The sequence below is a fragment of the Pseudidiomarina halophila genome (assembly GCF_003987215.1).
Lineage (GTDB): Bacteria > Pseudomonadota > Gammaproteobacteria > Enterobacterales > Alteromonadaceae > Pseudidiomarina > Pseudidiomarina halophila.
Genome location: NZ_PIPW01000002.1, coordinates 290,041 through 315,433, shown reverse-complemented (window position 1 = coordinate 315,433; position 25,393 = coordinate 290,041). Strand labels below are relative to the sequence as shown.

General features: G+C 52.3%; 27 protein-coding genes. 10 read left to right on the top strand and 17 right to left on the bottom strand.

Annotation, left to right across the window (positions count from 1 at the left end; translation table 11 throughout):
* Positions 1-40: 40 nt before the first annotated feature.
* From gpmI to CWI69_RS07460, 3 genes are read left to right on the top strand one after another with little or no spacing between them, the layout of a single operon-like run.
* A complete protein-coding gene (gpmI, locus tag CWI69_RS07470; protein ID WP_126763392.1) occupies positions 41-1,576 on the top strand; it encodes a 2,3-bisphosphoglycerate-independent phosphoglycerate mutase in 1,536 nt (511 codons plus the stop codon).
* Entirely contained in the window at positions 1,573-2,718 is a 1,146-nt protein-coding gene (locus CWI69_RS07465) for a murein hydrolase activator EnvC family protein (protein WP_126763390.1), read from the top strand. The genes gpmI and CWI69_RS07465 overlap by 4 nt, the downstream gene beginning before the upstream one ends.
* Complete coding sequence (locus tag CWI69_RS07460) at positions 2,718-3,503, top strand: divergent polysaccharide deacetylase family protein (RefSeq protein ID WP_126763388.1); 786 nt, start codon at positions 2,718-2,720, stop codon at positions 3,501-3,503. Before CWI69_RS07465 ends, CWI69_RS07460 begins: the two co-directional genes overlap by 1 nt.
* A 21-nt stretch (positions 3,504-3,524) precedes the next feature.
* Here the strand turns inward: CWI69_RS07460 and CWI69_RS07455 are convergent, their stop codons facing one another.
* The 5 genes from CWI69_RS07455 to ftsY form a co-directional block, all read right to left on the bottom strand.
* Positions 3,525-3,776, bottom strand: a complete 252-nt coding sequence (locus tag CWI69_RS07455; protein WP_126763386.1) for a YkgJ family cysteine cluster protein — start codon at positions 3,774-3,776, stop codon at positions 3,525-3,527.
* A gap of 3 nt (positions 3,777-3,779) precedes the next feature.
* Positions 3,780-4,646, bottom strand: a complete 867-nt coding sequence (gene rpoH, locus CWI69_RS07450; protein ID WP_126763384.1) for an RNA polymerase sigma factor RpoH — start codon at positions 4,644-4,646, stop codon at positions 3,780-3,782.
* A 159-nt stretch (positions 4,647-4,805) separates the two neighbouring features.
* A complete protein-coding gene (gene ftsX, locus CWI69_RS07445; RefSeq protein ID WP_126763382.1) occupies positions 4,806-5,786 on the bottom strand; it encodes a permease-like cell division protein FtsX in 981 nt (326 codons plus the stop codon).
* Positions 5,783-6,460, bottom strand: a complete 678-nt coding sequence (gene ftsE, locus CWI69_RS07440) for a cell division ATP-binding protein FtsE (protein ID WP_126763380.1) — start codon at positions 6,458-6,460, stop codon at positions 5,783-5,785. Before ftsE ends, ftsX begins: the two co-directional genes overlap by 4 nt.
* Positions 6,457-7,737 (bottom strand): signal recognition particle-docking protein FtsY, encoded by a 1,281-nt coding sequence (gene ftsY / locus CWI69_RS07435; RefSeq protein WP_126763378.1) that lies wholly within the window; start codon positions 7,735-7,737, stop codon positions 6,457-6,459. The genes ftsE and ftsY overlap by 4 nt, the downstream gene beginning before the upstream one ends.
* A gap of 41 nt (positions 7,738-7,778) precedes the next feature.
* On the opposite strand from ftsY, the gene rsmD reads away from it, so the two are divergent.
* Both rsmD and CWI69_RS07425 read left to right on the top strand, forming a co-directional pair.
* A complete protein-coding gene (gene rsmD / locus CWI69_RS07430) occupies positions 7,779-8,507 on the top strand; it encodes a 16S rRNA (guanine(966)-N(2))-methyltransferase RsmD (protein ID WP_241971066.1) in 729 nt (242 codons plus the stop codon).
* Positions 8,504-8,788 (top strand): DUF1145 domain-containing protein, encoded by a 285-nt coding sequence (locus CWI69_RS07425; RefSeq protein ID WP_126763377.1) that lies wholly within the window; start codon positions 8,504-8,506, stop codon positions 8,786-8,788. Before rsmD ends, CWI69_RS07425 begins: the two co-directional genes overlap by 4 nt.
* On the opposite strand, the gene CWI69_RS07420 is transcribed toward CWI69_RS07425, so the two are convergent.
* The 3 genes from CWI69_RS07420 to CWI69_RS07410 all read right to left on the bottom strand — a co-directional run bounded on the left by CWI69_RS07420 (position 8,785) and on the right by CWI69_RS07410 (position 10,008).
* Positions 8,785-9,399, bottom strand: a complete 615-nt coding sequence (locus tag CWI69_RS07420; RefSeq protein ID WP_126763375.1) for a YjaG family protein — start codon at positions 9,397-9,399, stop codon at positions 8,785-8,787. The genes CWI69_RS07425 and CWI69_RS07420 overlap by 4 nt on opposite strands.
* A gap of 80 nt (positions 9,400-9,479) precedes the next feature.
* Positions 9,480-9,773, bottom strand: a complete 294-nt coding sequence (locus tag CWI69_RS07415; protein WP_126763373.1) for a type II toxin-antitoxin system RelE/ParE family toxin — start codon at positions 9,771-9,773, stop codon at positions 9,480-9,482.
* On the bottom strand, positions 9,766-10,008 hold the full coding sequence (locus CWI69_RS07410) for a type II toxin-antitoxin system ParD family antitoxin (RefSeq protein WP_126763371.1): 243 nt from the start codon (positions 10,006-10,008) through the stop codon (positions 9,766-9,768). Before CWI69_RS07410 ends, CWI69_RS07415 begins: the two co-directional genes overlap by 8 nt.
* A gap of 168 nt (positions 10,009-10,176) precedes the next feature.
* Here CWI69_RS07410 and CWI69_RS07405 point away from each other — a divergent pair, with 168 nt between their 5' ends.
* Complete coding sequence (locus CWI69_RS07405) at positions 10,177-11,097, top strand: threonine ammonia-lyase (RefSeq protein WP_126763369.1); 921 nt, start codon at positions 10,177-10,179, stop codon at positions 11,095-11,097.
* A gap of 13 nt (positions 11,098-11,110) precedes the next feature.
* On the opposite strand, the gene CWI69_RS07400 is transcribed toward CWI69_RS07405, so the two are convergent.
* From CWI69_RS07400 to CWI69_RS07385, 4 genes are all read right to left on the bottom strand, one after another.
* Positions 11,111-11,542: a VOC family protein gene (locus CWI69_RS07400; protein ID WP_126763368.1), complete on the bottom strand. Its 432-nt coding sequence runs from the start codon at positions 11,540-11,542 to the stop codon at positions 11,111-11,113.
* Between the two features lie 18 nt (positions 11,543-11,560).
* Positions 11,561-11,773 carry a hypothetical protein gene (locus CWI69_RS07395; protein ID WP_126763366.1) on the bottom strand — a complete coding sequence of 71 codons (213 nt, stop codon included), beginning with the start codon at positions 11,771-11,773 and terminating at the stop codon, positions 11,561-11,563.
* A gap of 93 nt (positions 11,774-11,866) precedes the next feature.
* Entirely contained in the window at positions 11,867-13,030 is a 1,164-nt protein-coding gene (locus tag CWI69_RS07390; protein ID WP_126763364.1) for a cystathionine gamma-synthase, read from the bottom strand.
* A 2-nt stretch (positions 13,031-13,032) separates the two neighbouring features.
* A complete protein-coding gene (locus CWI69_RS07385; RefSeq protein WP_126763362.1) occupies positions 13,033-14,004 on the bottom strand; it encodes a PLP-dependent cysteine synthase family protein in 972 nt (323 codons plus the stop codon).
* A 144-nt stretch (positions 14,005-14,148) separates the two neighbouring features.
* Between CWI69_RS07385 and CWI69_RS07380 the strand changes: the two genes are divergently transcribed.
* Together CWI69_RS07380 and ltaE are read left to right on the top strand one after the other, a co-directional pair.
* Positions 14,149-14,742: a hypothetical protein gene (locus CWI69_RS07380; RefSeq protein WP_126763361.1), complete on the top strand. Its 594-nt coding sequence runs from the start codon at positions 14,149-14,151 to the stop codon at positions 14,740-14,742.
* A 9-nt stretch (positions 14,743-14,751) separates the two neighbouring features.
* On the top strand, positions 14,752-15,765 hold the full coding sequence (gene ltaE, locus CWI69_RS07375; protein WP_275070093.1) for a low-specificity L-threonine aldolase: 1,014 nt from the start codon (positions 14,752-14,754) through the stop codon (positions 15,763-15,765).
* Here the strand turns inward: ltaE and CWI69_RS07370 are convergent.
* From CWI69_RS07370 to CWI69_RS07360, 3 genes are all read right to left on the bottom strand, one after another.
* Positions 15,751-17,286: a YifB family Mg chelatase-like AAA ATPase gene (locus tag CWI69_RS07370; protein ID WP_126763893.1), complete on the bottom strand. Its 1,536-nt coding sequence runs from the start codon at positions 17,284-17,286 to the stop codon at positions 15,751-15,753. The two genes, ltaE and CWI69_RS07370, sit on opposite strands and share 15 nt — an antisense overlap.
* Positions 17,287-17,525: 239 nt before the next feature.
* Positions 17,526-18,776 (bottom strand): permease, encoded by a 1,251-nt coding sequence (locus CWI69_RS07365; protein WP_241971065.1) that lies wholly within the window; start codon positions 18,774-18,776, stop codon positions 17,526-17,528.
* 132 nt (positions 18,777-18,908) lie between these two features.
* Positions 18,909-19,652: a ferredoxin--NADP reductase gene (locus CWI69_RS07360; protein WP_126763359.1), complete on the bottom strand. Its 744-nt coding sequence runs from the start codon at positions 19,650-19,652 to the stop codon at positions 18,909-18,911.
* 92 nt (positions 19,653-19,744) lie between these two features.
* Here CWI69_RS07360 and CWI69_RS07355 point away from each other — a divergent pair, with 92 nt between their 5' ends.
* Positions 19,745-20,416: a hypothetical protein gene (locus CWI69_RS07355; RefSeq protein ID WP_126763357.1), complete on the top strand. Its 672-nt coding sequence runs from the start codon at positions 19,745-19,747 to the stop codon at positions 20,414-20,416.
* Between the two features lie 2 nt (positions 20,417-20,418).
* On the opposite strand, the gene CWI69_RS07350 is transcribed toward CWI69_RS07355, so the two are convergent.
* Positions 20,419-20,664 carry an accessory factor UbiK family protein gene (locus CWI69_RS07350; protein WP_126763355.1) on the bottom strand — a complete coding sequence of 82 codons (246 nt, stop codon included), beginning with the start codon at positions 20,662-20,664 and terminating at the stop codon, positions 20,419-20,421.
* A gap of 117 nt (positions 20,665-20,781) precedes the next feature.
* On the opposite strand from CWI69_RS07350, the gene rep reads away from it, so the two are divergent.
* Positions 20,782-22,791, top strand: coding sequence for a DNA helicase Rep (gene rep / locus CWI69_RS07345; protein WP_126763353.1), 2,010 nt, complete (start codon positions 20,782-20,784; stop codon positions 22,789-22,791).
* Here rep and CWI69_RS07340 read toward each other — a convergent pair.
* Entirely contained in the window at positions 22,784-25,276 is a 2,493-nt protein-coding gene (locus CWI69_RS07340) for a diguanylate cyclase domain-containing protein (protein ID WP_241971064.1), read from the bottom strand. The two genes, rep and CWI69_RS07340, sit on opposite strands and share 8 nt — an antisense overlap.
* Positions 25,277-25,393: the final 117 nt, after the last annotated feature.

The following is a 25,393-nucleotide window of genomic DNA, read 5'->3' as shown; positions in this document are numbered from 1 at the left end:
GAATCAATGACAACCCAAACAACCAAGTTGAGGATGCGAAATGGCAAAGCCACATACTCCCCTGGCGCTGTTAATTTTAGATGGCTGGGGCCATCGTGAAGCAACAGACGACAATGCGATTGCGGCGGCGCACACGCCCAACATGGACAACTTATGGGAAAACTACCCGCACACCTTAGTCGATGGCTCTGGTATGTCGGTGGGTCTGCCTGATGGTCAAATGGGTAATTCCGAAGTCGGTCACGTCAACCTGGGCGCTGGTCGGGTCGTCTATCAGGATTTCACGCGGATAAGTAAAGCGATTCACGACGGCGACTTCTTTACTAATGAAGCGCTGACCCAGGCGGTGGATAAAGCCAATGCGAATAATGGCGCCGTCCATATTATGGGATTATTGTCGCCAGGCGGCGTACACAGCCACGAAGATCATCTGGTGGCGATGGTGGAACTTGCTGCGCAACGCGGTGCAAAACGTATTTACCTGCATGGCTTCCTCGATGGTCGCGATACCCCACCGCGCTCAGCAAAACCGACACTTGAACGCTTCGAACAACTGTTCAGTAAGCTTGGCGTCGGCCGTTTTGCCAGTTTATGCGGGCGTTACTATGCCATGGATCGCGATAAACGCTGGGACCGCATTGAACAAGCCTGGCAACTCATCGTTGATGGTGAAGCCCCTTTCACCAGTCCCAGTGCCGGTGCAGCTTTAGCGCAAGCCTATGAGCGCGGCGAAAATGATGAGTTCGTGAAACCGACCCGCATTGCCGATGCCGCGCCAGTGGTGGATGGTGACAGTGTCATTTTTATGAATTTCCGCGCCGACCGGGCACGCCAACTGAGCCACGCCTTTGTCACTGAAGACTTTGATGGCTTTAAAGCAGCGCGCCGACCTGAGTTAGCAAGCTACGTGTCACTCACCGAATACGCCAAAGATATCAACAGTACAGTAGCCTTTCCGCCGGAAAGTCTGGATAACGTACTGGGCGAATGGCTGGGTAAGCAGGATTATACCCAGTTACGTATCTCCGAGACGGAAAAGTATGCCCATGTCACCTTCTTTTTCAGTGGCGGCCGCGAGCAGGAGTTTCCCGGAGAAACCCGCGTACTTGTGCCTTCGCCGCAGGTTGCCACCTACGACTTACAGCCCGAGATGAGCAGTGAAGAGCTCACCGATAAGCTGGTCGCAGCCATTGAAAGCGGTGCGCATGATGTCATCATTTGCAATTATCCCAATGGTGACATGGTCGGTCATACCGGAAATTTTGACGCTGCAGTGCAAGCGATTGAGGCCGTTGATCGTTCCGTCGGCCGGGTCGTTGATGCCTTGCGCAAGGTCAATGGAGAGTGTTTAATTACAGCTGATCATGGCAATGCAGAGCAGATGGAAGACCATCAGACCGGGCAGTCACATACTGCACACACCAGCGAACTGGTGCCGTTCATTTATGTAGGCCGTCAGGCAACAGCCCGCGATGGCGGGGTTTTGTCTGATGTTGCCCCGACCATGCTGCACCTGCTGGGGTTACCACAACCCAAAGAGATGACCGGCAAACCTATAGTTACCCTCGACGAATGATGCGCATCCTGGTAAGCCTGCTACTGACGTCGCTGCTGCTCACTAGCGGAGTGGCTTTGGCGTGGCAGCAGGCAACCCCTGAGACAGCGGCAGAAACCCAGGCGCGCATCGATGCCATCACGCGCGAACTAGAACGCCGTCAGAATGCCATGCAGCAGCGATCCAAACAGTTGAGTTTAACTGAACGGGAGCTGCAGCAATTAGAAATGCAAATTAACACCGTTGCCAATGAGTTAGCCGCAACGACCGCCCAGCTCGAGCAAACCAACCAGCGCATTGACGCACTTAAACACGAGCAGACCCAGCTGGAAGCCGAGCAAAAGCAACAAGCCCGCTGGTTGGCAAAGCAGCTCAACATGGCTTATCGCATCGGGGAACATGACTTTATCAAGCTCATCTTAAATCAGGAAAACCCTGCCGATTTTGAGCGTTTACACGGCTACTATGGCTATTTTAACCGTGCCCGCCTGCAGAAACTTGATGAACTCAAAGCGACCCAGGCGCAACTGCGCGAAGTCTCCGCTGAGCTTGCTAGTGCCCGGGATCAGATTGCAGCACAACAGAACCAGCAGAAACGTCAACAAGGCGTGCTCCGTGAACAGCAGAAAGAACAGCAGCACTTGATCCGTCGCCTGCAGCAGGAACAGCAACAGGATCAGTCCCGGGTGGCGCAACTGGAGCAGGATCAACAGGAGCTGGAAGACGTGTTGGCCGCGATTATAGCGGCGTTACGCGACGAGCCGCAGTTGGATGGGCTGGCAAAGCTCAAAGGCAAGTTAAACTGGCCGGCTCAAGGTAATGTGCAAAACTTGTTTGGCCGCACCCGCAGCGGTGGCGTCAATTGGAAAGGCATCTTGATAGACGCACCAGCTGACAGTCCGGTACGGGCGATTGCCGATGGCCGGGTTATTTTCGCGAATTGGATGCGTGGTTATGGCTTACTGTTGGTGCTCGACCACGGTGATGGTTACATGAGTCTGTACGGCCATAACCAGACGATTTTGCCTAACGTTGGCGAAGTGGTCAGGCGCGGAGAGGAGATTGGCCTCGTCGGGCAAAGCGGAGGTCGCTCATCTCCGGCACTCTATTTTGAAATTCGGGTGAAGGGCGATGCGGTAAATCCGGCGCAATGGTGCCGCTAATGACCAGACTCGGCGTGGCAGGTTTCGGGGCCTTTCTCATGATTTTTCTGATCATGACATCCCCCGCTCTTGCCGATACGGAAACTAGCTCCGTACCGCCGGTAGAAGAGCCCAAACCGGTTCCACGCATCGCGATTGTTATTGATGACCTTGGCCATCACCAGGACCATTTCGCCTTTGCCGACCTTGAGCTACCGGTAACCCTGGCGATCATGCCCTTTACCCCCAAAGCGGAAGCTCTGGCGGAACGCGCCAGCGAGCATGGTCACGAAGTCATGATCCACATGCCAATGCAGCCTGAGCATCACGACCGTCAACAACAGGGCGAACTTGATCGCTTTGATACGAAAGCGCAATTTATTGCGACACTAAGTGCAGCCTTTTCGCGGTTGCCACAGGCGCGTGGTCTGAACAATCATCAGGGCAGTCGCTTAACGGCAGAACAACAGCCGATGCAATGGTTGATGCAGGAACTCGCAGCGCGCCAGCTCTACTTTCTTGATAGCCGGACCACCACCGCAACAGTGGCGGAAGCCCAGGCTATTGAAGCGGGTTTGTCATCCGCACGCCGCCATGTGTTTTTAGACAACGAACCGAACCCCGAAGCAATTTTACTCGAGTGGCAACGTCTTATTACCCTTGCTGAGCAGCAAGGTTTCGCCGTCGCCATCGGTCATCCCTACCCGGCCACTCTGGAATTTCTACAAACACAACTGCCTGCGCTGGCCGCACAAGAATCGGTACAACTGGTTTATCTGTCGGAATTGTTACAGACCACCAAGTAATCGCGGCCTTTGCAGCAGCTTTTAAGAGGTCTCGTGTTCAAGGCGGGTCAACAGAATGACTGCTTCGTCACGACTGCTGCCACAGACTGAGGGTTCAGCATCAAAATCGGCGCACACCTGCGGCCGATCAGGATGATTAAAAATACCGCAGAGGTGATTTTCGGTGAGGTGAATACAACGAATGCCAGCGGGTTTCCCTGCTGGCATTCCTGGTATTGCTGAGCTTATTGAGGGTGCGATACAACACGCACCGCAACCGGCACGACATTGCATGGCTTACGCCATTGCCATACGCAGCTTCTTAATTGCGTTGGCTTCGAGCTGACGAACACGCTCTGCAGAAACTTCATACTTATCAGCAAGCTCTTGTAAGGTTGTCTTGTTGCCATCGTCCAGCCAACGGGCGCGCACGATGTCCTGACTACGCTCATCAAGGGTTTTGATCGCTGAGAATAAACGCTTCTGCGTGTGGTCCTGCCACTCTTCCTGCTCAACTTCTTCTGCTAAGTCAGAGCGCTTATCTTCCAGATACTGTGCTGGCGAGAAATTGCTGCCTTCGCGCGCGTCGTCATCGTCAGAGCTTAGCTCAAACGCCTGATCATGCGCACTCATGCGAGCTTCCATTTCCATCACTTCTTTGGTGCTGACACCTAAGGTCTCAGCTACAGTGCTCACCTCTTCCTGGGTGAACCAACCTAAACGCTTTTTCATCTTGCGCAGGTTAAAGAATAATTTGCGTTGCGCTTTGGTCGTGGCAACTTTCACCATGCGCCAGTTCTTCAGCACATACTCATGAATCTCTGCTTTGATCCAGTGTACCGCAAAAGACACCAGACGCACTCCGACCGACGGGTCAAAGCGACGTACGGCTTTCATCAAGCCAATGTTACCTTCCTGGATCAGGTCAGCCTGAGGCAGGCCATAGCCTGAATAACTGCGCGCCACATGCACCACGAAGCGTAAGTGCGACATGATGAGCTGGCGAGCAGCCTCTAAATCATTTTCTTCGGTTAATCGTACAGCGAGCTCATGCTCTTCTTCTGCAGTTAGCATAGGAGTGCGACTGACCGACTGAATGTAGGCCTCAAGGCTTCCCCCGCCTTGTGGAACTGCTAGTGCCATTTTTGTCATTTCAGTACTCATTCAACACCATCCTTTCTTGCTGGTGACTGCATCTCCGAATTGATAGTGCAGTCACGCTTTCAGACCGATTTTAGCCTGAGAAGTTCCCTCATTCTAGCAAATCTGACGCTGCTGACAATGGGATCCTAATGATCTTCATAAAACTTACATGGGGACAAATCAACGCGGTTCAATAGCGCTAACATGTTTTCTTACAGCAATATAAGAGCCTACCAAACCAAGCCCAATCGCTAAGCCCCACACCACGCCCATTTCAGTCAAATTGAGACCATTTAAACGAAATTGACTATCATAAAGATCAGCGATATTTCGTACCGCGCCGCTTAGCCACCATAACAAAGCTCCGGTCGCCAACCAGGTAATAATACCGCCCACTAAACCGTACCAGATACCGGTATACAAAAACGGCCGCTGAATATAGGCATCCGTTGCACCCACCAGCTTCATCACCATAATTTCATCGCGTTTGCTACTGATATTCAGCCGAATCGTATTACCGACAATCAGTACTACCGCGATACACAGCAACAAGGCCAGCGCAAGAAAGCCGTCCCGTACCAGGTTCACAATCGCCTGAAAGCGCTGTAACCAGCCCAGATCAAGACGTGCCTGCTCAACCTCGCGCTCTGCGCTGAGTTTACGCACCAGTTCCTCCGCCGCTGCCGGCGTCCGGTAACCTTCGCGTGGCACTACAATCAACACGTTAGGTAAGGGGTTATCGGTCAGGGTATCAAGTGCTTCGCCAAAGCCTGAGCGCTGGCGGAATTCGGCTAGCCCTTGTTCTTTATCGATCAGCCGTACACTGTCAACTTCCTCTGCGAGCTCAGTGCGCTTAGTAAAGGTTTGCACCTCTTGCTGACTGAGTTCCTGACGTAAGAACAAGGTAATTTCCGATGCCTGTTGCCAGTTCGCGCCAATACTATCGGTGTTTTTCACGATCACATAGAGAGTTGCCGGCAAGGTTAAGCTCAGTCCGAGCACTGCCATGGTCATCAGGGACGCGAACGGGTAGCGGGCCAATTCGCCCAGGCTGCCAATACATTGTTGCGCATGGTGGACCCAGAACATCAAAAAGCGCCGCAAGCCAGAAATTTTTACCTGTTGCGCCCCTTGCTGACGCGAGCGAAAGAGTACACTCATAGCGCCTCCTCACTAAGGCCATCGTTGATCATGCGGCCATCTTTCAGCGACAAGGTACGATAGCGCAAGCGGGCAATGAGCCCTAAGTCGTGGGTGGCAATGAGAACCGAGACCCCGACCCGATTAAAATCTTCGAACAATTTAATAATTTCCGAGGAGAGCTTAGGATCCAGGTTACCCGTGGGCTCATCAGCCAGCAGTAAGGGCGGTTTGTTGACCACAGCGCGGGCAATGCCAACCCGTTGCTGTTCACCACCCGACAGCATTTGTGGATAGTGTCGCACCTTATCGGATAAGCCTACTTTTTCGAGCGCTGCGTGCACACGCTTACGCGCCTCTGCCAGGCTGTAGCCTTCAATCATCAACGGCAGCGCGACATTATCGAACACCGTACGGTCCATCAATAAGCGGTGATCCTGGAAAATCATCCCGATATCACGTCGCGCATAAGCAATTTGCTTACGCTCAATGCGTTTCAGGTCGTGACCATTGATCATCACCCGCCCCGCGGTTGGCCGCTCCATCATACTAATGAGCTTCAGCACTGTACTTTTACCCGCACCTGAGTGCCCGGTCAAAAACGCCATTTCCCCAGGCTCAATGTGAAAGCTGACATTTTTCAGAGCCTGAAAGCCCCCCGGGTAGACCTTGCTGACTTGCTCAAATTTGATCATTGCTGCTGCGGTTCCTCAATGGCACGCTGAAACAGTGCCTGGACAAAGGGTTTTGCGGCAAAAGGTCGTAAATCATCAATACCTTCGCCTACGCCAATATAGCGAATCGGCACCTTGAACTGATCCGCAATGGCGAAGATCACGCCGCCTTTCGCGGTACCATCGAGCTTGGTTAAGGTAATACCTGTCACGCCGACGGCTTCGGTGAATAGCTTCGCCTGACTAATAGCATTTTGCCCAGTTCCGGCATCAAGGGTCAACATCACTTCATGGGGCGCATCCGCATCAAGCTTCTTCATCACCCGTACGACTTTTTTCAGTTCATCCATCAAGTGCGCTTTATTTTGTAAGCGTCCGGCAGTATCAGCAATCAGCACATCGACGTTGCGCGCTTGCGCCGCCGCCACTGCATCGTAAATAACCGAAGCACTGTCAGCACCGGTATGTTGTGCAATCACCGGAATCGCGTTGCGCTCGCCCCACACCTGCAGTTGCTCGACCGCGGCGGCGCGGAAGGTATCGCCGGCGGCCAGCATCACTGATTTGCCTTCACGGCGTAATTGCTGCGCGAGTTTACCGATGGTCGTGGTTTTACCGACGCCATTCACTCCCACCATCAAAATCACATAAGGACCTTGCTGCTGGGCTGGAATCGTCAGCGGTTGTTCGACTTCCTGTAAGATTTCGACCATGTCGTCTTGCAGCAGCTGATATAAGGTTTCGGCATCCTTGAGCTGACGGCGGTCCGCTTGTTCGGTCAGACGTTCGACGATACGCATGGTGGTTGGCACGCCAATATCTGCAGTCAGCAGTTGGGTTTCCAGTTCTTCGAACAGCTCATCATCAATTTTTTTATCTTTAAATATGCCCCACAGGCCATCACCGATCGCCGTTGAGGTCTTTTTCAGCCCGGTCGTTAAACGCTGCCACAGACTTGGCTTGGATTGCTCTTTGGCAGGCTTGGGTTCTGGCTTGGGTTCTGGCTCAGGCTCAGGCTCAGGCTCAGGCTCAGGCTCAGGCTCAGGCTCAGGCTCTGGTTCAGGCTCTGGCTCAGGTTCTGGCTCAGGAGCGCGGCTTTCAGCGGTGACCTGAGCACAGATTTCAGCGGCATCTGGCGCCACCACCTCGGCTACAGAAGGCGTCGGCTCCAGCTCTTCAGATACAGGTGGGTCTGCCTGCTCGTGTTGCTGCTGCTCTTCATCCTGCTTTTGCTGTTGCTCGTCCTGCTGATCTTCTTTCTTTTTCAGAAACCGCGAAAAAAATGATCCTTTACCCATGCCTTGTTTACCTTTGGAAGTTCGCTGCGACTCAGTTTACAATGGCGGGCAGTTTAGCACGTACGCTGGCGTACGGCATCTCCCGCCAGCGCCAATCACTGCGCGAAATCAGTCAATCCGAGGGCTACTTTAGCATGCGTCGCACCCCAGACAAGCAGAAAAATTCGAGCCGCACGGGCAGTGGTCAACTACGCATCATCGGCGGCACTTTGCGTGGCCGCAAACTGGCTGTTGCTGACGTGCCAGGGTTGCGCCCCACCACGGATCGGGTGCGTGAGACGGTGTTTAACTGGCTGCAATTTGAAGTGCCGCAGCAACGCTGTCTCGATCTCTTCGCGGGCACCGGTGCGCTGGGACTTGAGACGCTCTCACGCGGCGCCAGCGAAGTCACACTGGTAGAGCAGCATAAAGTCGCGGCTGGCATGCTGGCACAACATGCCAAGCTGTTAAACGAACAGTGCCATGGCCAGGCAACCTGTGTCCACGCCGACGCCCTGCAATGGTTAGCGACGACAAGCGAACAGGTATTTGATATTGTCTTTGTCGATCCACCCTTTCGCAGTGACCTTGCGACTCCGGCCTGCCAGTTACTGCAGCAGCACCAATGGGTCCACGAAGGCAGCTTGATTTACCTGGAAACCGAAAAGGAGTGGCCACTCGTCGTGCCGCAAAACTGGCAACTGGAACGCGAGAAAACCGCCGGGCAAGTCTGTTACCGTTTATTCACTGTCGGTAAGCAAACCGTGTTAAATAAAGAGGAACAAGCATGAGTGCGTTAGTGTGGGTGGGTAGGTTAGCCTTTGCGGTCATTTGGGGGGCAATGTTAGCCAATATCGTCTGGCCATTTCCGGGCAAAGGCTTCCCGCTGTTTCTGATTTTACTGTTTGTGTTAGTTGCTCTGCATTTATTGCAGCTATTAATGTTCACCACCGTGTACCGTGAACACATACAGTGGCGCCGCGGTGATTTTTGGCAGATTTTCTTGTTTGGCGTCATCGGCTGGCTCGCCATTGTGCAGGCGCAACCAGGCCGAAAGAAGCAGCACGACTAACTCTCGCTGTCGCGTTCCATACCGATGTTGGTGATGCCCTCGGTCACGACCATCTCTTGCAACTGACGCACCATCATTTGCGTCGGTTTATCTTCAGTGCGTTGCATGGCCTCAAGAAAATCCAGCAAGGCTTGCTGCACATCAATTTCATAGACCGCGAGCTCATGCTCGCGCACCAGTTGCCGACGCCCTTCATCATCGAGCTCAGCGCCTTCGGTGAGTTCCAGAAACTTCGCCACGCCAGCCTGTGAAACCTTGGCCACACTGACCAGATCCCCTGTACCGGGATCCTGAAAACCTTCCAGCATAGTACTGATCGCAGTGCAGGCATCCATGGCAGGATAAACCCCCAGCATGTCATGGCCATATTCGCTGGGCGTCACATCATCAACTTTTTCTTGCCAGCGCGCGAAGTTAACCTTCACTTTCTTGCCCTGCCAGCTCCAGTCCCAACACGCATTCAGCGCCCCCCGCAACGGTTTCGGGTCGCCAAACCCCGTCACCTGATGAAACAGCTCGTAGTTCGGGTACATACGTTCACACAGATAAAGCGCAGCCAATACCTGGTAAGCAAAATCAAGTTCGCGAAAGCGCTGAAAAGTAGTTAGCATTTAGAATCCATAGGTCGTTATTCGTTATTCGTTATTCGTTATTCGTTATTCGTTATTCGTTAATGGTAACACCATAAACCCTAATTTCCCCAAAAGTGTTTCAACGGTCCCATCTGCTGATGCAAGAGACGAACGACAAAAATATCACTTGTCCGTTGGCGATAGAAAATTGCATGTTTCTGATGATCATGTCGTCGTATTTGTTCACCAAGCTCCGCACACTCACGCCCAATTAAGGGCGCTTCGCCCAGCAGCCGCAATACGCTATCGAGATCGTGCAAATACCTATCTGCTTGCTTGCTACCAAAATGTTTTAGTGTGTAGGCGTAAATAGCAGCAAAGTCTTGAGCAGCCAAATTGGAGAGCTTATACACTCGGAGCTCGCTTCACCTCTTGCGCGATCTCATGTAACTCCAGAACGCTTTCACCGCTTTCCTCGCCGGCTTGCACTGCTGCCCTAAGCGCAGCCGTTTGCTTCTCCTGCAATTCCAACAAGCGCAGAGCCGAACGAACAACTTCGCTGGTCGACTCATATCGACCGGATGCTATAAGCTCGCCAACAAACTCATCCAACTGTGAGCCAATTGTTACACTGGTTGTTCGTGACATTTGAACCTCAAAGAGTCTGTATGAATAGTTCACACAAGTATAGCAGTGGTTCGGGTTCGTGCCAAAATTACGCCGTAGTACTGGCGCTAAATTCCATGTACTCTGATAACGAAAATTAGCGCGCGAAAAGCGCTTTATTCGATTCAACAACAGCGTAGTTAACCAATCATGATGACTTTTCAAGCTATTGCCGCAGCCGCCGACCGGATAGCCGCCCGGGCGCTGCGTACCCCGGTAAAACGATCGGACCAACTGGATGCCGCGCTGGGCTGTCAGGTGTATTTAAAATGTGAAAACCTGCAGAAAAGCGGTGCGTTTAAATTTCGCGGGGCCTGTAATGCATTGTTGCAGCTCGCTCCCGAACAGCGCTCTCAGGGCGTGGTCACCGTATCTTCCGGCAATCATGGCGCCGCCCTTGCCTGCGCCGGCAAAATGCTTGGCGTCGAAGTGACCGTTGGCGTCGCCAGCAATGCTTCGCCATTAAAGCGCAGCAATATGTTGCGTTATGGTGCAAAGATCATACCTATCGAACCGGGTATGGAGGCGCGCGAGGCTTTTTTAGCTGAACAACTTGAACAGGGTGCCATCATCATTCCACCCTACGACCATCCAGACATCATTGCCGGACAGGGCACCGCGGCGTTGGAGTTGCTCGAGGACTACCCGCAGCTATGGGGTCTTGTCACCCCGCTTGGCGGCGGTGGCCTGTTAAGTGGCAGTTGCCTTGTCGCGGCACATTTCGACGCCTTTTGCTATGGCGTGGAGCCAGAACTCGCTGCCGATGGTAAGCAATCGCTGGAGCTTGGTGAAATTCAGCCGGCAATGCCACCGAAAAGCATTTGCGACGGTCTGTTAACCAGCCTGGGCAAACATACCTTTGCAATCTTGCAAGAACAGGTCACAGATGTTGTGCTGGTGTCGGATCAGGAAGTTGAAGCTGCCCAGCAGCTCGTTAAAGAATGTACCGGAATGTGGATAGAGCCTTCATCAGCGACAACTATCGCTGCACTTAAGCGCTATCCTGAAGTCTTTGCAGAAAAACAAGTGGGCGTCATCATCAGTGGCGGCAACGTCCCGCCTCGCGATTAAGCCAAGCGCTGTTTCAGGAAGCAAACAGTTGAGACAAGTCTTTGAACGCTTTAAATTCAAGGGCGTTGCCGCTGTAATCGTAGAAGAACATTGTCGCCTGCTCACCCGGCTTGCCAGCGAAGCGCACATGAGGTTCGATGACGAATTGAATGCCCTTTGCGGCAACCCGATCGGCTAGTTCACGCCAGGTTTCCATTGTCAGCACCACACCAAAATGCGGCACTGGAACAGCATGACCGTCGACCGGATTATGATGCGCAACACCCGTTTGTTCGGGCGCCAGGTGGGTAACCAGCTGATGTCCGTAAAAATCCCAATCCACCCATTCTTCGGCACTGCGGCCTTCACTACACCCTAGTACGTCACCGTAAAACTCACGCGCACGGGCGATGTTGTCGACAGGAATGGCAAGATGAAACGGGCGTACAGCGGAATCGGAGCTCATGGGTTAGAGGTACTCAAATTAGTGTTTAACGGAAGACATGAGAGGTGCTGTGCGTCGCCACATACGGACACCAACAGCAACCAGTAATACGGCCCAATTGACCGGCGGAATCATTCCGCAAATTAGTACGGCAAGCATACTCCACAATGGCTGACGATGATGTTGCCCGACCAGCACATAAAACAACAATGCCGCCACTAAACCTTGTAATAAGAACAGGCTAAGAGGCATAAGATAACCCTTGTTTTTATGTTTCTAATAATTGTGGAATAAGCCTACCGTAACTTTATTCAATTGTAAAAGAATGTAAATGTAGCTGTATTATCAGTCAGTTAGCGCCTGATCAAGGTCAGCAATCAAGTCATCAACGTCTTCAATACCTACTGAAATACGCACGAAATTATCCAGAATGCCAAGTTTCTCGCGGTTCTCTTTTGGAATCGATGCGTGGGTCATAATCGCCGGATGTTCAATCAGGCTTTCCACTCCACCCAGACTTTCCGCAAGAGCAAAAATCTCGACTTTCTCAAGGAAACGACGCGCTTTTTCAATGTCGCCTTTTAACAGAATTGAGATCATCCCGCCAAAGCCAGACATCTGTTTTTTCGCCAGCTCATGCTGGGGGTGACTCGCCAGTCCCGGGTGGATGACTTTCTCCACTTCAGGATGCTGTTCAAGCCATTTGGCGATGGTCAACGCTGCTTCATTGTGCTGCTTCATCCGCAGGGCTAAGGTTTTTACCCCGCGCAATGCCAGGTAGCTGTCAAAAGGCCCTGCTACGGCACCTACGGAATTTTGTAAAAATGCCATTTGCTCGGCCAGCTCTTCGTTATCACCTACCACCGCGATGCCACCGACCATGTCGGAGTGGCCATTCAGGTACTTAGTGGCTGAGTGCATCACAATATCCGCACCCAGATCGAGCGGCAGCTGGTTATACGGTGTCGCAAAGGTATTGTCGACCACCACAATGATGTTGTGTTGCTTTGCAATATTTACGATGGCTTCGATATCCACCAACTTCAGCATTGGATTACTTGGTGTTTCGACCCAGATCATCCGGGTTTTGTCGGTGATCGCAGCTTCCACTTCACTCATATCGCTAAGATCAACGTAAGAAAATTCCAGTCCTGCAGAACGCCCGCGGACCTTATCAAATAAGCGGAAGGTGCCGCCGTACAGGTCATCCATCGCCACCACATGGTCGCCACTGTTAAGGATTTCCATAATGGTCGACGTAGCTGCCATACCCGAGCCAAAAGCAAAGCCGCGGGTACCGTTTTCCAGGCTTGCTACCGCACGCTCCCAGGCAAACCGTGTTGGATTGTGTGAACGCGAGTATTCAAACCCCTTGTGCACACCCGGGCTTTCCTGAATATAGGTTGAGCTGGTAAAAATCGGTGGCATCACCGCGCCAGTAGCTGGCTCAGGTGATTGTCCGCCGTGAATACTTTTGGTTGCAAATTTCATCTTCTTGGCGTCCGCCATGCTTACTCCTCCAGCAGATTTTGAGCGGCCATCCACTCATCATTATATAGTTTCGAGAGGTAACGATTGCCGGTATCACAGGCTAGGGTTACGACACGTTTCGGTTCGGTTTGCTCACGACAATAACGGAGTGCCGCAGTGATCAGAGTGCCGCTGGACGAGCCAACCATAACGCCCTCTTTCACCAGTACCTCGCGCGCCGTATGAAAAGCGTCTTTATCGCTTACAGCATAAGCTTTGTTGGCGAGCTTGATATCACAGATATCCGGAATAAAGTCTTCACCGATACCTTCCGCCAGCCAACTGCCCGCTTCAACAGTCTCGTTACGATTCACTAATGGCTCAAGAATTGAACCTTCAGGATCCGCCAGAACCAAATCAATGTCCGCATTCTGTTCGCGTAAATAACGACCAACGCCCGTTAAAGTACCGCCCGATCCTACGCCACAAACGAAGGCATCAAGATTGCCTTCCAGCTGGTTCCAGATTTCCGGACCTGTGGTGTCGTAATGCGCGGTAACATTGGCTTCATTCGCAAACTGGTTCACGTAAAAGTAGCCATGCTCTTTGGCTAAACGCGCGGCGACATCCTGATAATATTCCGGATGACCTTTTTGTACGTCTGAACGGGTACGCTGGACTTCTGCGCCCATCGCCTTAAGGTTGTTAACCTTCTCCGCTGACATTTTGTCAGGCATAACAATTTTTAATGGATAACCTTTGCTCGCCGCAACCAACGCCAGGCCCAGGCCGGTGTTGCCAGCGGTCGCTTCAATGATGGTCATACCCGGTTTGAGTTGCCCCGATTGCTCGGCCGCTTCGATCATGCTTACCGCGATACGATCCTTGATCGAGCCACCCGGATTCAGGTTTTCTAACTTCAAATACAGCTCACACGGGCCAGTATCTATATGGCTGACCTTGACCATTGGCGTGTTGCCAATCATTTCCAGTACGTTTTGATAAACTCGCATGCTGTGGTTTCCATTCAATCTTAAAGTTGCCCTATTATCGCACGATGCACCCTGATGATGCCAATTTGTACCTTTTCTTTCATCATGCTTTTTCGCATAACTTATGGCACATTAAGGCACACACTAATTGATTAGGGTACATACATGTCAACTTCATCACAGTTTTTCCGTCCGTTGATTATCCTTGGCAGCGTGATCGGTATCGCGGCTTGTCAGCCCCAGGCTGCGGATCCGCAGGACGCCTTTATGGCTAAATTCACCCCCTATTGCGGCAATGCTTACGCCGCTGAAGTCGTTGCAGACAATCAACCCAGCGAAACCTGGCAGCAGGATCTCGTGGTGCACATTCGTGATTGCGAAGCGAACGTTCTCCGCATGCCGTTGCACGTTGGTGAAGATCGCTCGCGCACCTGGGTGTTGACCCGTACCACCGATGGCATCGACTTCCAGCACATTCATTTGCATGAAGATGGCACTCCGGATGCGGTGTCCCCCTATGGTGGCCACACCGTTGCTATTGGCAGTGCTGATATGCAAGCGTTTCCCGTAGACGATGCCAGTAAGGCGTTGTTTGTCGAGAACGGGCTGGACGTCTCCACCACTAATACCTGGATCATCTCCTTCGAAGGCGAAACCATGTATTACGAACTCACCCGTCCTGGCCGTGAATTTGTAGTAGCCGTCGATTTATCACAACCCGTCGCTGAGCCGCCTGCGGCTTGGGGTTATACTGAATAGGAGCGCAACGTGGTACTCGATTTACGCAGTGATACCGTGACTCAACCCACCGCCGCCATGCGTGATGCTATGGCTGCCGCGCCTGTCGGGGATGATGTGTTCGGCGACGACCCGACCATTAATGCCTTACAGGAACGCGTCGCCGCTATGACCGGCAAAGAGGCCGCCCTAATTGCCAGCAGTGGCACCCAAACTAACCTGCTGGCGTTACTTAGTCATTGTCAGCGCGGCGAAGAATATCTGGTGGGTCAGGAATACCATACCTACCGTTATGAAGCCGGCGGTGCAGCCGTGCTTGGCGGTATCGTGCCACAACCCTTCGAAGTCGAAACGGATGGTACCTTAGACCTCGCGGCGGTCGAGCGGCGCATTAAACCTGACGACCCACACTTCCCTATCACACGGTTGCTGGCGCTGGAGAACACCCATACCGGAAAACTTATTCCGCAAGCATACATGGAACGTGCGCGGAAGCTGGTTGATAAGCACGGTCTGAAATTGCACTTAGATGGCGCTCGTATCGCTAACGCTGCGGTAGCCAGTGGCTCTTCACTGGCCGAGTTAGCAGCGCCATTTGATAGCGTTTCAATTTGCTTTTCCAAAGGTCTGGGCACACCCATTGGCTCGGTTCTGGTCGGCGATCGCACATTTATTGCCCGCGCTCACCGGTGGCGCAAAATGCTTGGTGGCGGTATGCGCCAGGCCGGAATTGTGGCCGCTGCCATGGATTATGCCTTGGATCATCATATCGAGCGTCTCGCCGAAGACCACGCCAATGCTAAAAAACTTGCCGCGGGCCTAAGTCAGCTCGACGGCCTCGACGTTGAGCCGGCGCAAACCAATATGGTCTACGTCAACTTTTCTTCAGCTGACAACGCCAAAAAAGTAAGTGAGTACTTACGCAAGCACGACATCATCGTTGGCACATCGCAACGCATGCGATTGGTGACCCACCTTGGTATTCCGGCCACTACCATCGACCAAATCGTCAGCAGCTTCGCGAACGCGTTAAAGGTCCTGTAACTGCTGCAGCAGGCGGTCCAGAGCCCGATAGCTTAAGGCTTCGGCGAGGTGGGCTTTGCTGATGTGCTCAGCGCCTGCCGCGTCGGCTATGGTGCGGGCAAGCCTTAATACCCGATGATAAGCGCGGTGCGATAAGTTAAAGCGCTCAATGGCGGAGACCAGAAAACCGTGGTCTTCGTCACTTAGCCGACAAACATCAGCAAGTTGCGCGGTTTCCAGCTCAGAGTTCAAGCACTTCTGACGTTTCAACTGCAAGCCGCGAACCGCCTCGACCTGTTCGCGCAACAATGGCGTTTGCGGCTCCTGTTGCTGATGCTGCTGTTGCAATACGGCAGGTTGCCGCGGCACCGAGACCTGCATATCAATCCGATCTAACAGCGGGCCTGAAAGTTTACCCAGGTAACGAGTGATCTGATCCGGGCTGGCGCGCGCACTCGCCAGAGTGCCATCAAAATGTCCGCAGGGTGATGGATTCAACGCACACACTAACTGAAACTGCGCCGGAAACTTGGCTTGATAGCCCGCGCGACTAATCGAAACCTGACCGGACTCCAGGGGTTCACGCAGCGAGTCCAGTACATGCCGGGAAAATTCGGGTAATTCATCTAAGAACAACAAAGCCTTATGAGCCAATGAAATTTCGCCCGGCTGCGGCGGTGAGCCACCGCCCACTAAGGCCGCCGCCGAACAGGAGTGGTGCGGCGCCCGCATGCTTCGTTGCAGCCAACTCTGTGGGGTTGCGGCGCGGTGTTCGTAGCCCGCGACACTGCGTACTGCAGCGACTTCCAGACCTTCCTCATCGCTTAACGGTGGCAACAGTCCAAGCAACCGTTGGGCCAGCATGGTTTTACCGGTGCCGGGTGGCCCGACAAACAGCAGATGGTGACCGCCCATAGCCGCCAGCACCAGGGCACGCTTGGCCTGCTCTTGGCCTATCACATCAGCAAGATCACCGCCCGGGTAAACATAGCTGGTTTTGGCAATCGGCTTCACCGGTGGCAGCCGATGGGGACCCGATAAGTGTTCGACCACATCACGCAGGCTCTCGCCCACCACACATTGTTGCTCACGAATGACCTGTGCTTCTGCCAGATTATCCAGCGGAATTACCGCCTCGCGGCCTTCACGCCGACACGCCAGTAGCGCTGGCAACATGCCCTCTACCCCGCGCAATTCACCATTGAGCGTCAGCTCACCGTAAAACTCCCGCGATACCACCGAACTCTCGCTTAACTGACCATCGGCAGCGAGAATGCCTATAGCAATAGCCAGATCGTAACGCGCGCCATGCTTTGGCAAATCGGCAGGTGCTAAATTGACGGTGATCTTGCTGCCCCGGGGGAAGTTAAACTCGCTGGCCTGAATCGCTGAGCGCACCCGGTCGCGCGCCTCCCGCACACCCGCCTGAGGCATCCCAACAACCGTAAAGGCGGGCAGCCCCGCCGCCAGACACACTTCAACCGTCACCAAGGGTGCTTCCATGCCATATAACGCGCGGGTAAATACCCGCGCCAAACTGATCGATCCCATCGTCACTCCTTTGACTGTCGCCCGCAGGCACACTCCATCAAACAAGTATAACGATGTATCTTGAATGAAACGTTATCAGAGTGACTGATTTAGCTGTACGCTATCGTCGTTTGGTTTGTAAATCGCTAGAATCTGACTGTCTGTGTTTGAATGGCTAGCCGGCCACTACCAGCTAACCATTGATTACATCAGCGACGATGTGGTGATCTTCGTCCGTTAACACGCTTGTCTTATTGGGCACCAGCGGGGACACCACCGGTAGTACCGAAGGCAAGCACGCCGCCCACCAGACCAATAATAAAGATGAGCACCACCCAATCCTGAAACGAAAAGCCGCCGCCGTCACCATGATCATGATCATGGTGATGGCCATGCTCGCTTTTCTTCATGTGCCGGCGATGCAGCACAATCATTAACACGGCTAGCGCCAGGAACGCGAGATTGAAGAAGAACGTATAATCAATCGCGAACTGCTCGTTCATCACCGCACTCTGAGCCGCGTCAGGCGTCAGGTTAAATGCAGCAAAACCGAAATGCAGAATCAGCGCAGTGGTGACAATAGATACCAGCATGATCCCGGCGATGTAGAGAGCTACCCGCCAGCCATAGTATTTGGCATTAACACGCACCAGAGGCGGCACCATCAGGTCAGAGTAAATAAACGCCATAACCCCGGCAAAAGTCACACCGGATCCAGCCAATACCGTCGCCAGTGGGATATTACCCATCGAGCCGATAAAAGTAAGAGCTGCGACAAAAGGCCCCACGATGGCGTTCTGCAGAACGATAAGGAACTCCGGCAGCGTATCCTTATAACCTTGCAGGAATAACGCCTTCCAGAATGCCTCAGGGACGAAAACCTTCATAAAGCCAGCCACGGTGAAACCGATCAGGATCTCCTTCCAGACCATCTGCCATTCCATCACAAACTGGTTGCCGACCATACGCCAGCCCTCGGCGCTGCGCATACGGTCCATAGGCGAAAAATCTTCCTCGTCGGGCGCGTCACCCTCGGCTTTGTCTCGTGCCTTTTTGATCCAGCCCTTAGGGTAAGTAAATTTAATCAACACCGCGCTGATAGTAATCAGAATCAGGCCACCGATAATTTCTGCCACCAGATACTGCCAGCCGAGAAAGATCAAAATCAGAATGCCGAGCTCGATCACCAGGTTGGTCGAAGCGAACATGAAAGCTACTATTAGAATAAAATGGGCGCCTTTCGCGAACAGCGCCCGCGCTGCGGCCAGCGCCGCAAAGGAGCAGCTGGAGGAAATCGTACCAAATGCAGTAGCAAGGCTGGTACTGCGTAAAGATGCATTCCCCATGTGACGCACTAACCGGTGCTTAGGTACAAAGACCTGGATCATTGCAGAAATTGCGTAACCTAAAATGAAAGCCCAGCCGGCTTTCCAGAAAAAACCAAGGGCGGTTTTAGCCGCTTCGCCGTACATTTGCCAGAAGGATGCATCAACGGATTCCACAGGCGCTCCTATTCGTTAAGTGTTCTGTTTGCTTCAGTTCACAAAGAATAAGTCATAGTCTGGAACAAAAATGCTTATTTTACAAATCCCTGGAGGTTGTCAGCAGGGCGCCGCGAGCAAAAAGTATCACCACTACCAATAGTGTTCTACGGTCACGTTACCCGGTTTGCGGCGCAGGTTCTTCGGCAGGCCTTTGTCGGCGAGAACTTGCTTGGCGTCGCGGATCATCTCGGGGTTGCCGCATAACATGACCTGCGCGTTATCGTTTAGTTCATCGCCCAGAGCAGCTTCCAGCTGACCGTCAAGAATTAGCGTGGGGATACGCCCGCGTAATGCGCCAGTGGCATCTTCGCGACTGACGATCGGTTGGTAGTTAAGTTGCCCCGGGTGTTCAGCAACCCAAGCTAAAATTTTTTGTTGATAGGCTAAGTCGGCCTCATAGCGAACCGCATGAATCAGATGGATCCGGGCAAAACGTTCGTATGGGATCGTGGTCGTCAGCATAGACAGATAAGGCCCAATACCGGTACCCGTAGAAATCAGCCACAGACTTTCGCCTTCCGGCACTTCATTCAGGGTAAAAAAGCCAGTTGGAGGCTGACTTACCTCAATCGACTGACCGGCACGCAAATCATGCAGCCGCGGTGAGAAATCGCCGCCATGCACACGGTTGATCAAAAAGTCGAGAATCGGATCATCCGGGCCATTGACCAGTGAGTAGGCGCGTTGAATACGCTGCTCGTCAGTTTGCAGTCCAAGTCGAACAAACTGGCCTGCGATAAACTCAAACGGCTTAGGTACCCGCACTCGTAAGCTGAATAACTCATTGTTCCATGCATGATTCTCGATAACTTCGCCAGTCATCCACTGTGCCATCGGTACCACCTTTCAAATTAATAAATTGACGTCACTAACTTTGTGCTAGCTTTACTGATAGAGTACGCGTTTCTGAAATATAGGGCTAGGTCATGAACAGCAAATTCTACCTTCTGATACTGTTCACTCTGCTTGCCGTAAGCGGTTGCGGTGAACGCGCAGCAGCACCACAGGAACCAGCACCGGTGCTAAGGTATTCAAAACCAGAGGTTTGCGATTTTGCCATCAGTTTAGCCCAGTTTGATGTTAACCAGCCGGATGCCAAACAGCTTCGCTTTCTCAATGAGCGCTGGCGAACCCTACAACAAGACGAGCTCCTTCGCCCGGACGAAGCTAAGCACGGCCAGCACCTGATGACAGCGCTTAATTACCATCTGGCACGCGACTCCATTACCAAAATTGATGAAGTGCTTGAACACACCGCTCATGCTTATGAACAAATAGAGGGATTACGTCGCTTCAGTTCTAATCCGCAAGAAATGAAAGTGCCGGATTCCATTATTCGCAATCTACGTAACGCGGTTCAGGACTGCTGCGCCCATGCGCTGAGCAGCAATGCCACAGCACTTCTCCGCGCAGATGATTCATCGGGGTTATATGCAGTGGGTAGGCGAGCCTACTTTATTCAGCGCGATGTTAACCGTTTGCTCGACAATGAATTAAGCTTTGCTGATTACCGTAACCAGTTACAGGCAGCGGCAGCTAAACTACCGGCAGCACCTGCAGCGGTCGATCTTAACGCCAACTGGGTCACCTGCCACTAAATTTAAACGTCTCTGTTTTGCTGCATGGCCTGAACTTGTTTCTCCAGCTCTTCCACGCGCTGGCGTAACCGCAATAAAAGCTGTTGCTGGATATCAAACTCTTCATGAGTGACAACATCAAGCTTGCTCAACTGTTGCTGCAGAATCTGTTTGATGCGCTGCTCCATACTGCCGGCAAAATCTTTCATGCCAGCAGGAATGCTATCATTGATTTGTTTGGCGATATCTTCAATTTTTTTCGCGTCCATTTCAAACTCCTTGGGCGAATTAGGGAATAGTCTTTTAGCTTAGCAGGAGTTTGCGGTAAAATCTGCTGTTCAGTTCGCTCGTACAGCGTCTTTTCTCCTCACTTTAACAGGGCAATCATGCAGTTAAACCCGCGCCAACAAGAAGCAGTGGAAGCCATCAGCGGTCCTGTGCTGGTGCTCGCTGGTGCAGGGAGTGGCAAAACACGCGTGATTACCGAGAAAATCGCTTACTTGATCACCCGTTGTCAGTATCAGGCCCGTCATATCGCCGCCGTAACCTTTACCAATAAGGCTGCGCGCGAGATGAAAGAACGCATCAGTAAAACCTTGGGGCGGCAGCAGATTCGTGGGTTAACGGTGTCCACCTTCCATACCCTGGGGCTGAGTATTATCCGTAAAGAGGTGCAACAGCTTGGCTTGAAGTCTGGTTTTTCGTTGTTTGACGATCAGGACAGCTTTGCTTTGCTAAAAGCACTCACGGAACCTGAATTAGATGGTGATAAAGACAGCCTTAAGCGCCTGCAAAGCCAAATTGGCAGTTGGAAGAATGCCATGTGGACACCGCAACAAGCACTGTCCCACGCGCAGACCCCTGACGAGCAGGAATTTGCCGAGTTTTACCGCCGCTACCAGCAGAATATGCGTGCCTGCAATGCCCTCGACTTCGATGACTTGATTTTGTTGCCCACTCAGCTCCTTGCCACCAATACATCGGTGCGTGAGCGCTGGCAGAAAAAGTTTCAGTATTTGCTGGTCGATGAGTATCAGGATACCAACACCTCCCAGTACCAACTGGTGAAACTTTTGGTGGGTGAACGCGCACGCTTCACTGTGGTGGGCGACGATGATCAATCCATTTACTCCTGGCGCGGCGCACAGCCGCAGAACCTGGCATTGCTGCAGCAAGACTTCCCGACCTTGCAGGTCATCAAGCTCGAGCAAAACTACCGTTCCCATGGCCGTATTCTTAAGTCGGCGAATATTCTCATTGAGAACAATCCCCACGTGTTTGAGAAAAAATTATTCTCAGAGATGGAGTACGGTGTGCCATTGCGGGTCATTTATGGCCGCAATGAAGAACATGAAGCGGAGCGTGTGGTTGCTGAAATTGTGCGGCGGCGTTTTTTAGAGCGCACCCCCTACTCGCATTTTGCGGTGCTGTACCGCGGCAACCATCAGTCACGAATTTTTGAGAAAGCGTTACTGACCAACCGTATTCCCTATCGTATGACCGGTGGCCAGAGTTTTTTTGCGCGCGCGGAAGTCAAAGACATCATGGCGTATCTGCGTCTGTTGATGAACCCGACGGACGACACTGCCTTTATTCGTGTCGTCAATGTACCCAAGCGTGGAATCGGTCCCCACACCGTCGAGCGTATCGGTGAACTCTCTCATGAGCTGCATACCAGCTTACTTGCAGCGGCGCAACATCAGGCGCTGAAAACGCGACTGGGTAGCCGCGAGTACCAGTCGGTGCAGTTGTTCACGCATTTAATCAGTAAAACCGCGCGACGCTGCGAAGATACGACTGACGTTATGGCTGCGCTTTACCATCTGATAAAAGAGGTGGGTTATGAGGAATGGTTGTATGAAGCCAGTCCCAGTCAGGCCGCAGCAGAAATGCGTTATAAAAATATCAGCGAGTTACTGCGCTGGGTCGGGGAAATGCTCAAGGGGGACGAGGACCACGAACCGTTAAACTTTGAACAAGCCGTCGCTAAGTTATGTTTACGCGATTTAATGTCGCGTCATGAAGAAGAAGAGTTTGGCGACCAGGTGCAACTGATGACCCTGCACGCCTCCAAAGGCCTCGAGTTTCCGCATGTCTTTCTGGTCGGCATGGAAGAAGGCTTATTACCTCACCAATCCAGCATTGACGATAATATGGTGGAAGAAGAACGCCGGCTGGCCTATGTCGGAATTACCCGCGCCCAACAGTCACTGATTTTTACCATGGCGAAAGAACGCCGCCAATATGGTGATGTACTCAGACCGGAACCGAGCCGGTTTTTGTTTGAGTTACCGCAGGATGATTTAGAATGGGAAGGCAAAACGCCGATAACGCCTGAGCGGGAGGAAGAATCTCGCAACGATGGTCTGTCGATGTTGCGCAATGCGCTTAAATAGCTTCCTGTTTTTCTTTGCTTTGCAGCCAAACCGGTTCGCCGAGCTGCTTACCGACCCCTATCTGAACGCCCGCGTCGCGTAGTGCCTGCAACTGCTCGGGGGTATCGATACCTGCAGCAGCAATGGTAATCGACAATTCATTACACAACTTCACGACATTACGAACCATCACACCAGCGCGCTCGCTATTGGCAGTTTCACTGACAAAACGCGGATCCAGCTTAACGTGGGTAAACGGATAATTAAGCAAATATTGCAGTGCACCGGAACTACGGCCAAATTCATTCAAGGCTAAACCGACCCCGGCATCCGCCAATGTTCTGAGCGCAGTTAACTGGCGCTTGGAGTTATCGCTAAGTTCGGTCTCACTGAATTCAAAGACTAAGCGCTTTGGCGATATGCCGGCGTTTTTAATAATCTCCAGTAAGGCTTTAACATCGGCCAATTTGTACAGATGCTTGGTCGACAGACTAAGGTAGATCGGCACATCTTCTTTCTGTTCTCTGAGTATTTCGCAGCAGCGGGTCAGCATCCAGTGGTCGAGGGATAAAATCATGCCGGTTTTTTCAGCGACATTGAGAAAACTCTGTGCTGTCAGTAACTGGTCGCCGCGCTGCCAACGGACCAGCACTTCTCGTGCCTGTGGCTTACCGTCCACTAACGTCAGCAGATCAAACTGCTGCAACACGAAGTCCTGATCAAATTGCGCGTGACGCAGTTCTGCTTCGCGATGCAAGGATGCCACCAGATCTTTATGAATACTCTCATCAAATACCACATAGCGTCCGCGGCCCATGCTTTTTGCCTGATACATGGCGGCATCAGCATCGCGCAGCAGACGTTCCGCCGAGTCATTGCGCGACTTACATTCGGCAATGCCGACACTCGCGCCTGAATAATGCTCTGTCTCACCGAAAACGAAAGGTTGCCGCATATGCTCGATAATACGCGAGGCGACGTCTTTGGCGTCTTCGATATGCCGTACCAGATTAAGTAATATAACGAACTCATCACCGCCCAGGCGCGCGACGGTATCGTTATCACGCACGCATTCACCAATACGCCGACTGGCCTCGAGCAAGAATTCATCACCTGCGGAATGGCCCAGCGAGTCATTAATATCTTTAAAGCGGTCAAGGTCGACAAATAAGACTGCAAAATTATGGCTGGGGAATCGGCGTTTTTGATTAAGAGCCTGTTGTAAGCGCTCGGTAAACATCGAACGGTTCGGCAGCCCGGTCAAAGTGTCGTGATGGGCATCATAAAATAATTTTTCTTCAATTTTTTTCCGGCGCTCAATCTCGTTCACCAGTTCTTCGGTGCGCTCGGCGACTTTTTTCTCGAGGAATGCGTTTACGCGCCGCACTTCATCAGCGTTGCGGCGGCGCTCAATTGCCACAGCCACGTGCTGGGAAACGAAGTTCAACAGTTCTAAATCATCATGTTTGTAACTGACTTCATCGCTGTAGGTCTGTACCGACAATACGCCTATCACTTCATCATCGACCAGCAGCGGCGAGCCTAACCACTGGGTCGGCCGGGTGCCGTAATATTTTGTCGGTCCCTCAACGTCTCCCTGTTTAAGAAGCTGTTCATACGCAGCTTCATCAACATAGACTGGCTTTCTCGTTTTTATCACGAACTCTGTCAGGCCTTTGCCCAACGGTCGCCGGTCGATCAACTGAGTGTCGCGTTCGTCAACGTAGTAGGGAAAGCGAATATGTTTGCGGTCGTCATCAAGCAGAGCTACGAAAAAGTTATCGTTGTTCATGAGCAAGCCAATCTGTCGATGCAACTGCTTAAAGAAGTTGGCCATACTCTCTGAGGTATTGGTTAATTCAGAGATCGCATACAACACTGCGGAGAGCTTTTCCGCCCGCTTTCGTTCAGCAATCTGCTCTTCCAGGTCGGCATTAATATCGCGCAGATTTGCCGTCTGTCGGTCAATTTCTTCACGCATAAACTCGCGCTGCCGGATCCGCTCGAGAGCATTAACAATATGCTGCGAAACGAACATAAACAGCTCTTTATCGGCGCGGGTATAGCCGACATTCTCGGTGTAGCTTTGCACCACCATGGCACCAATGACCCGTTCGCCACTGCGTAACGGCACCCCTAACCAGTCGACCGGAGGTGAGCCTAAGTCGCGGATTTCACCTGACTCAACCAGAGCACTGAAATCTTCTTCGTTTAGCAGGAACGCTTTTGAGTTACGCATCACGTAGCCGGTCAGGCCCTGGCGCAATACTTCTGCCGGGAATTGCTCGTTGCTGGGAACGTCATCATATTCATCAACGAAGTAGACGAATTTGACCATATCGTTGGTGTTATCAAAGAGGCAGACAAAGAAATTCTTCGCCATCATCAGCTCGTCGATAATGGCATGTAACGCAGGATAGAACTCTGACATGTCGCGGGCGGACGACGCTAGCTCAGAGATACGGAAGAGAGCTTTTTGGACAACTTCGGACTGCCGATACTTCAATGCGATACTTTTTAAACGTGTAACTGCCTTACGCAAGCGCGCAATGTCGCGAGATTCTGTAGACAGCTGTGGTTCGTTTGGCATCGGCTTTGACGAGCTCTATTTGTGTGTTTTTAT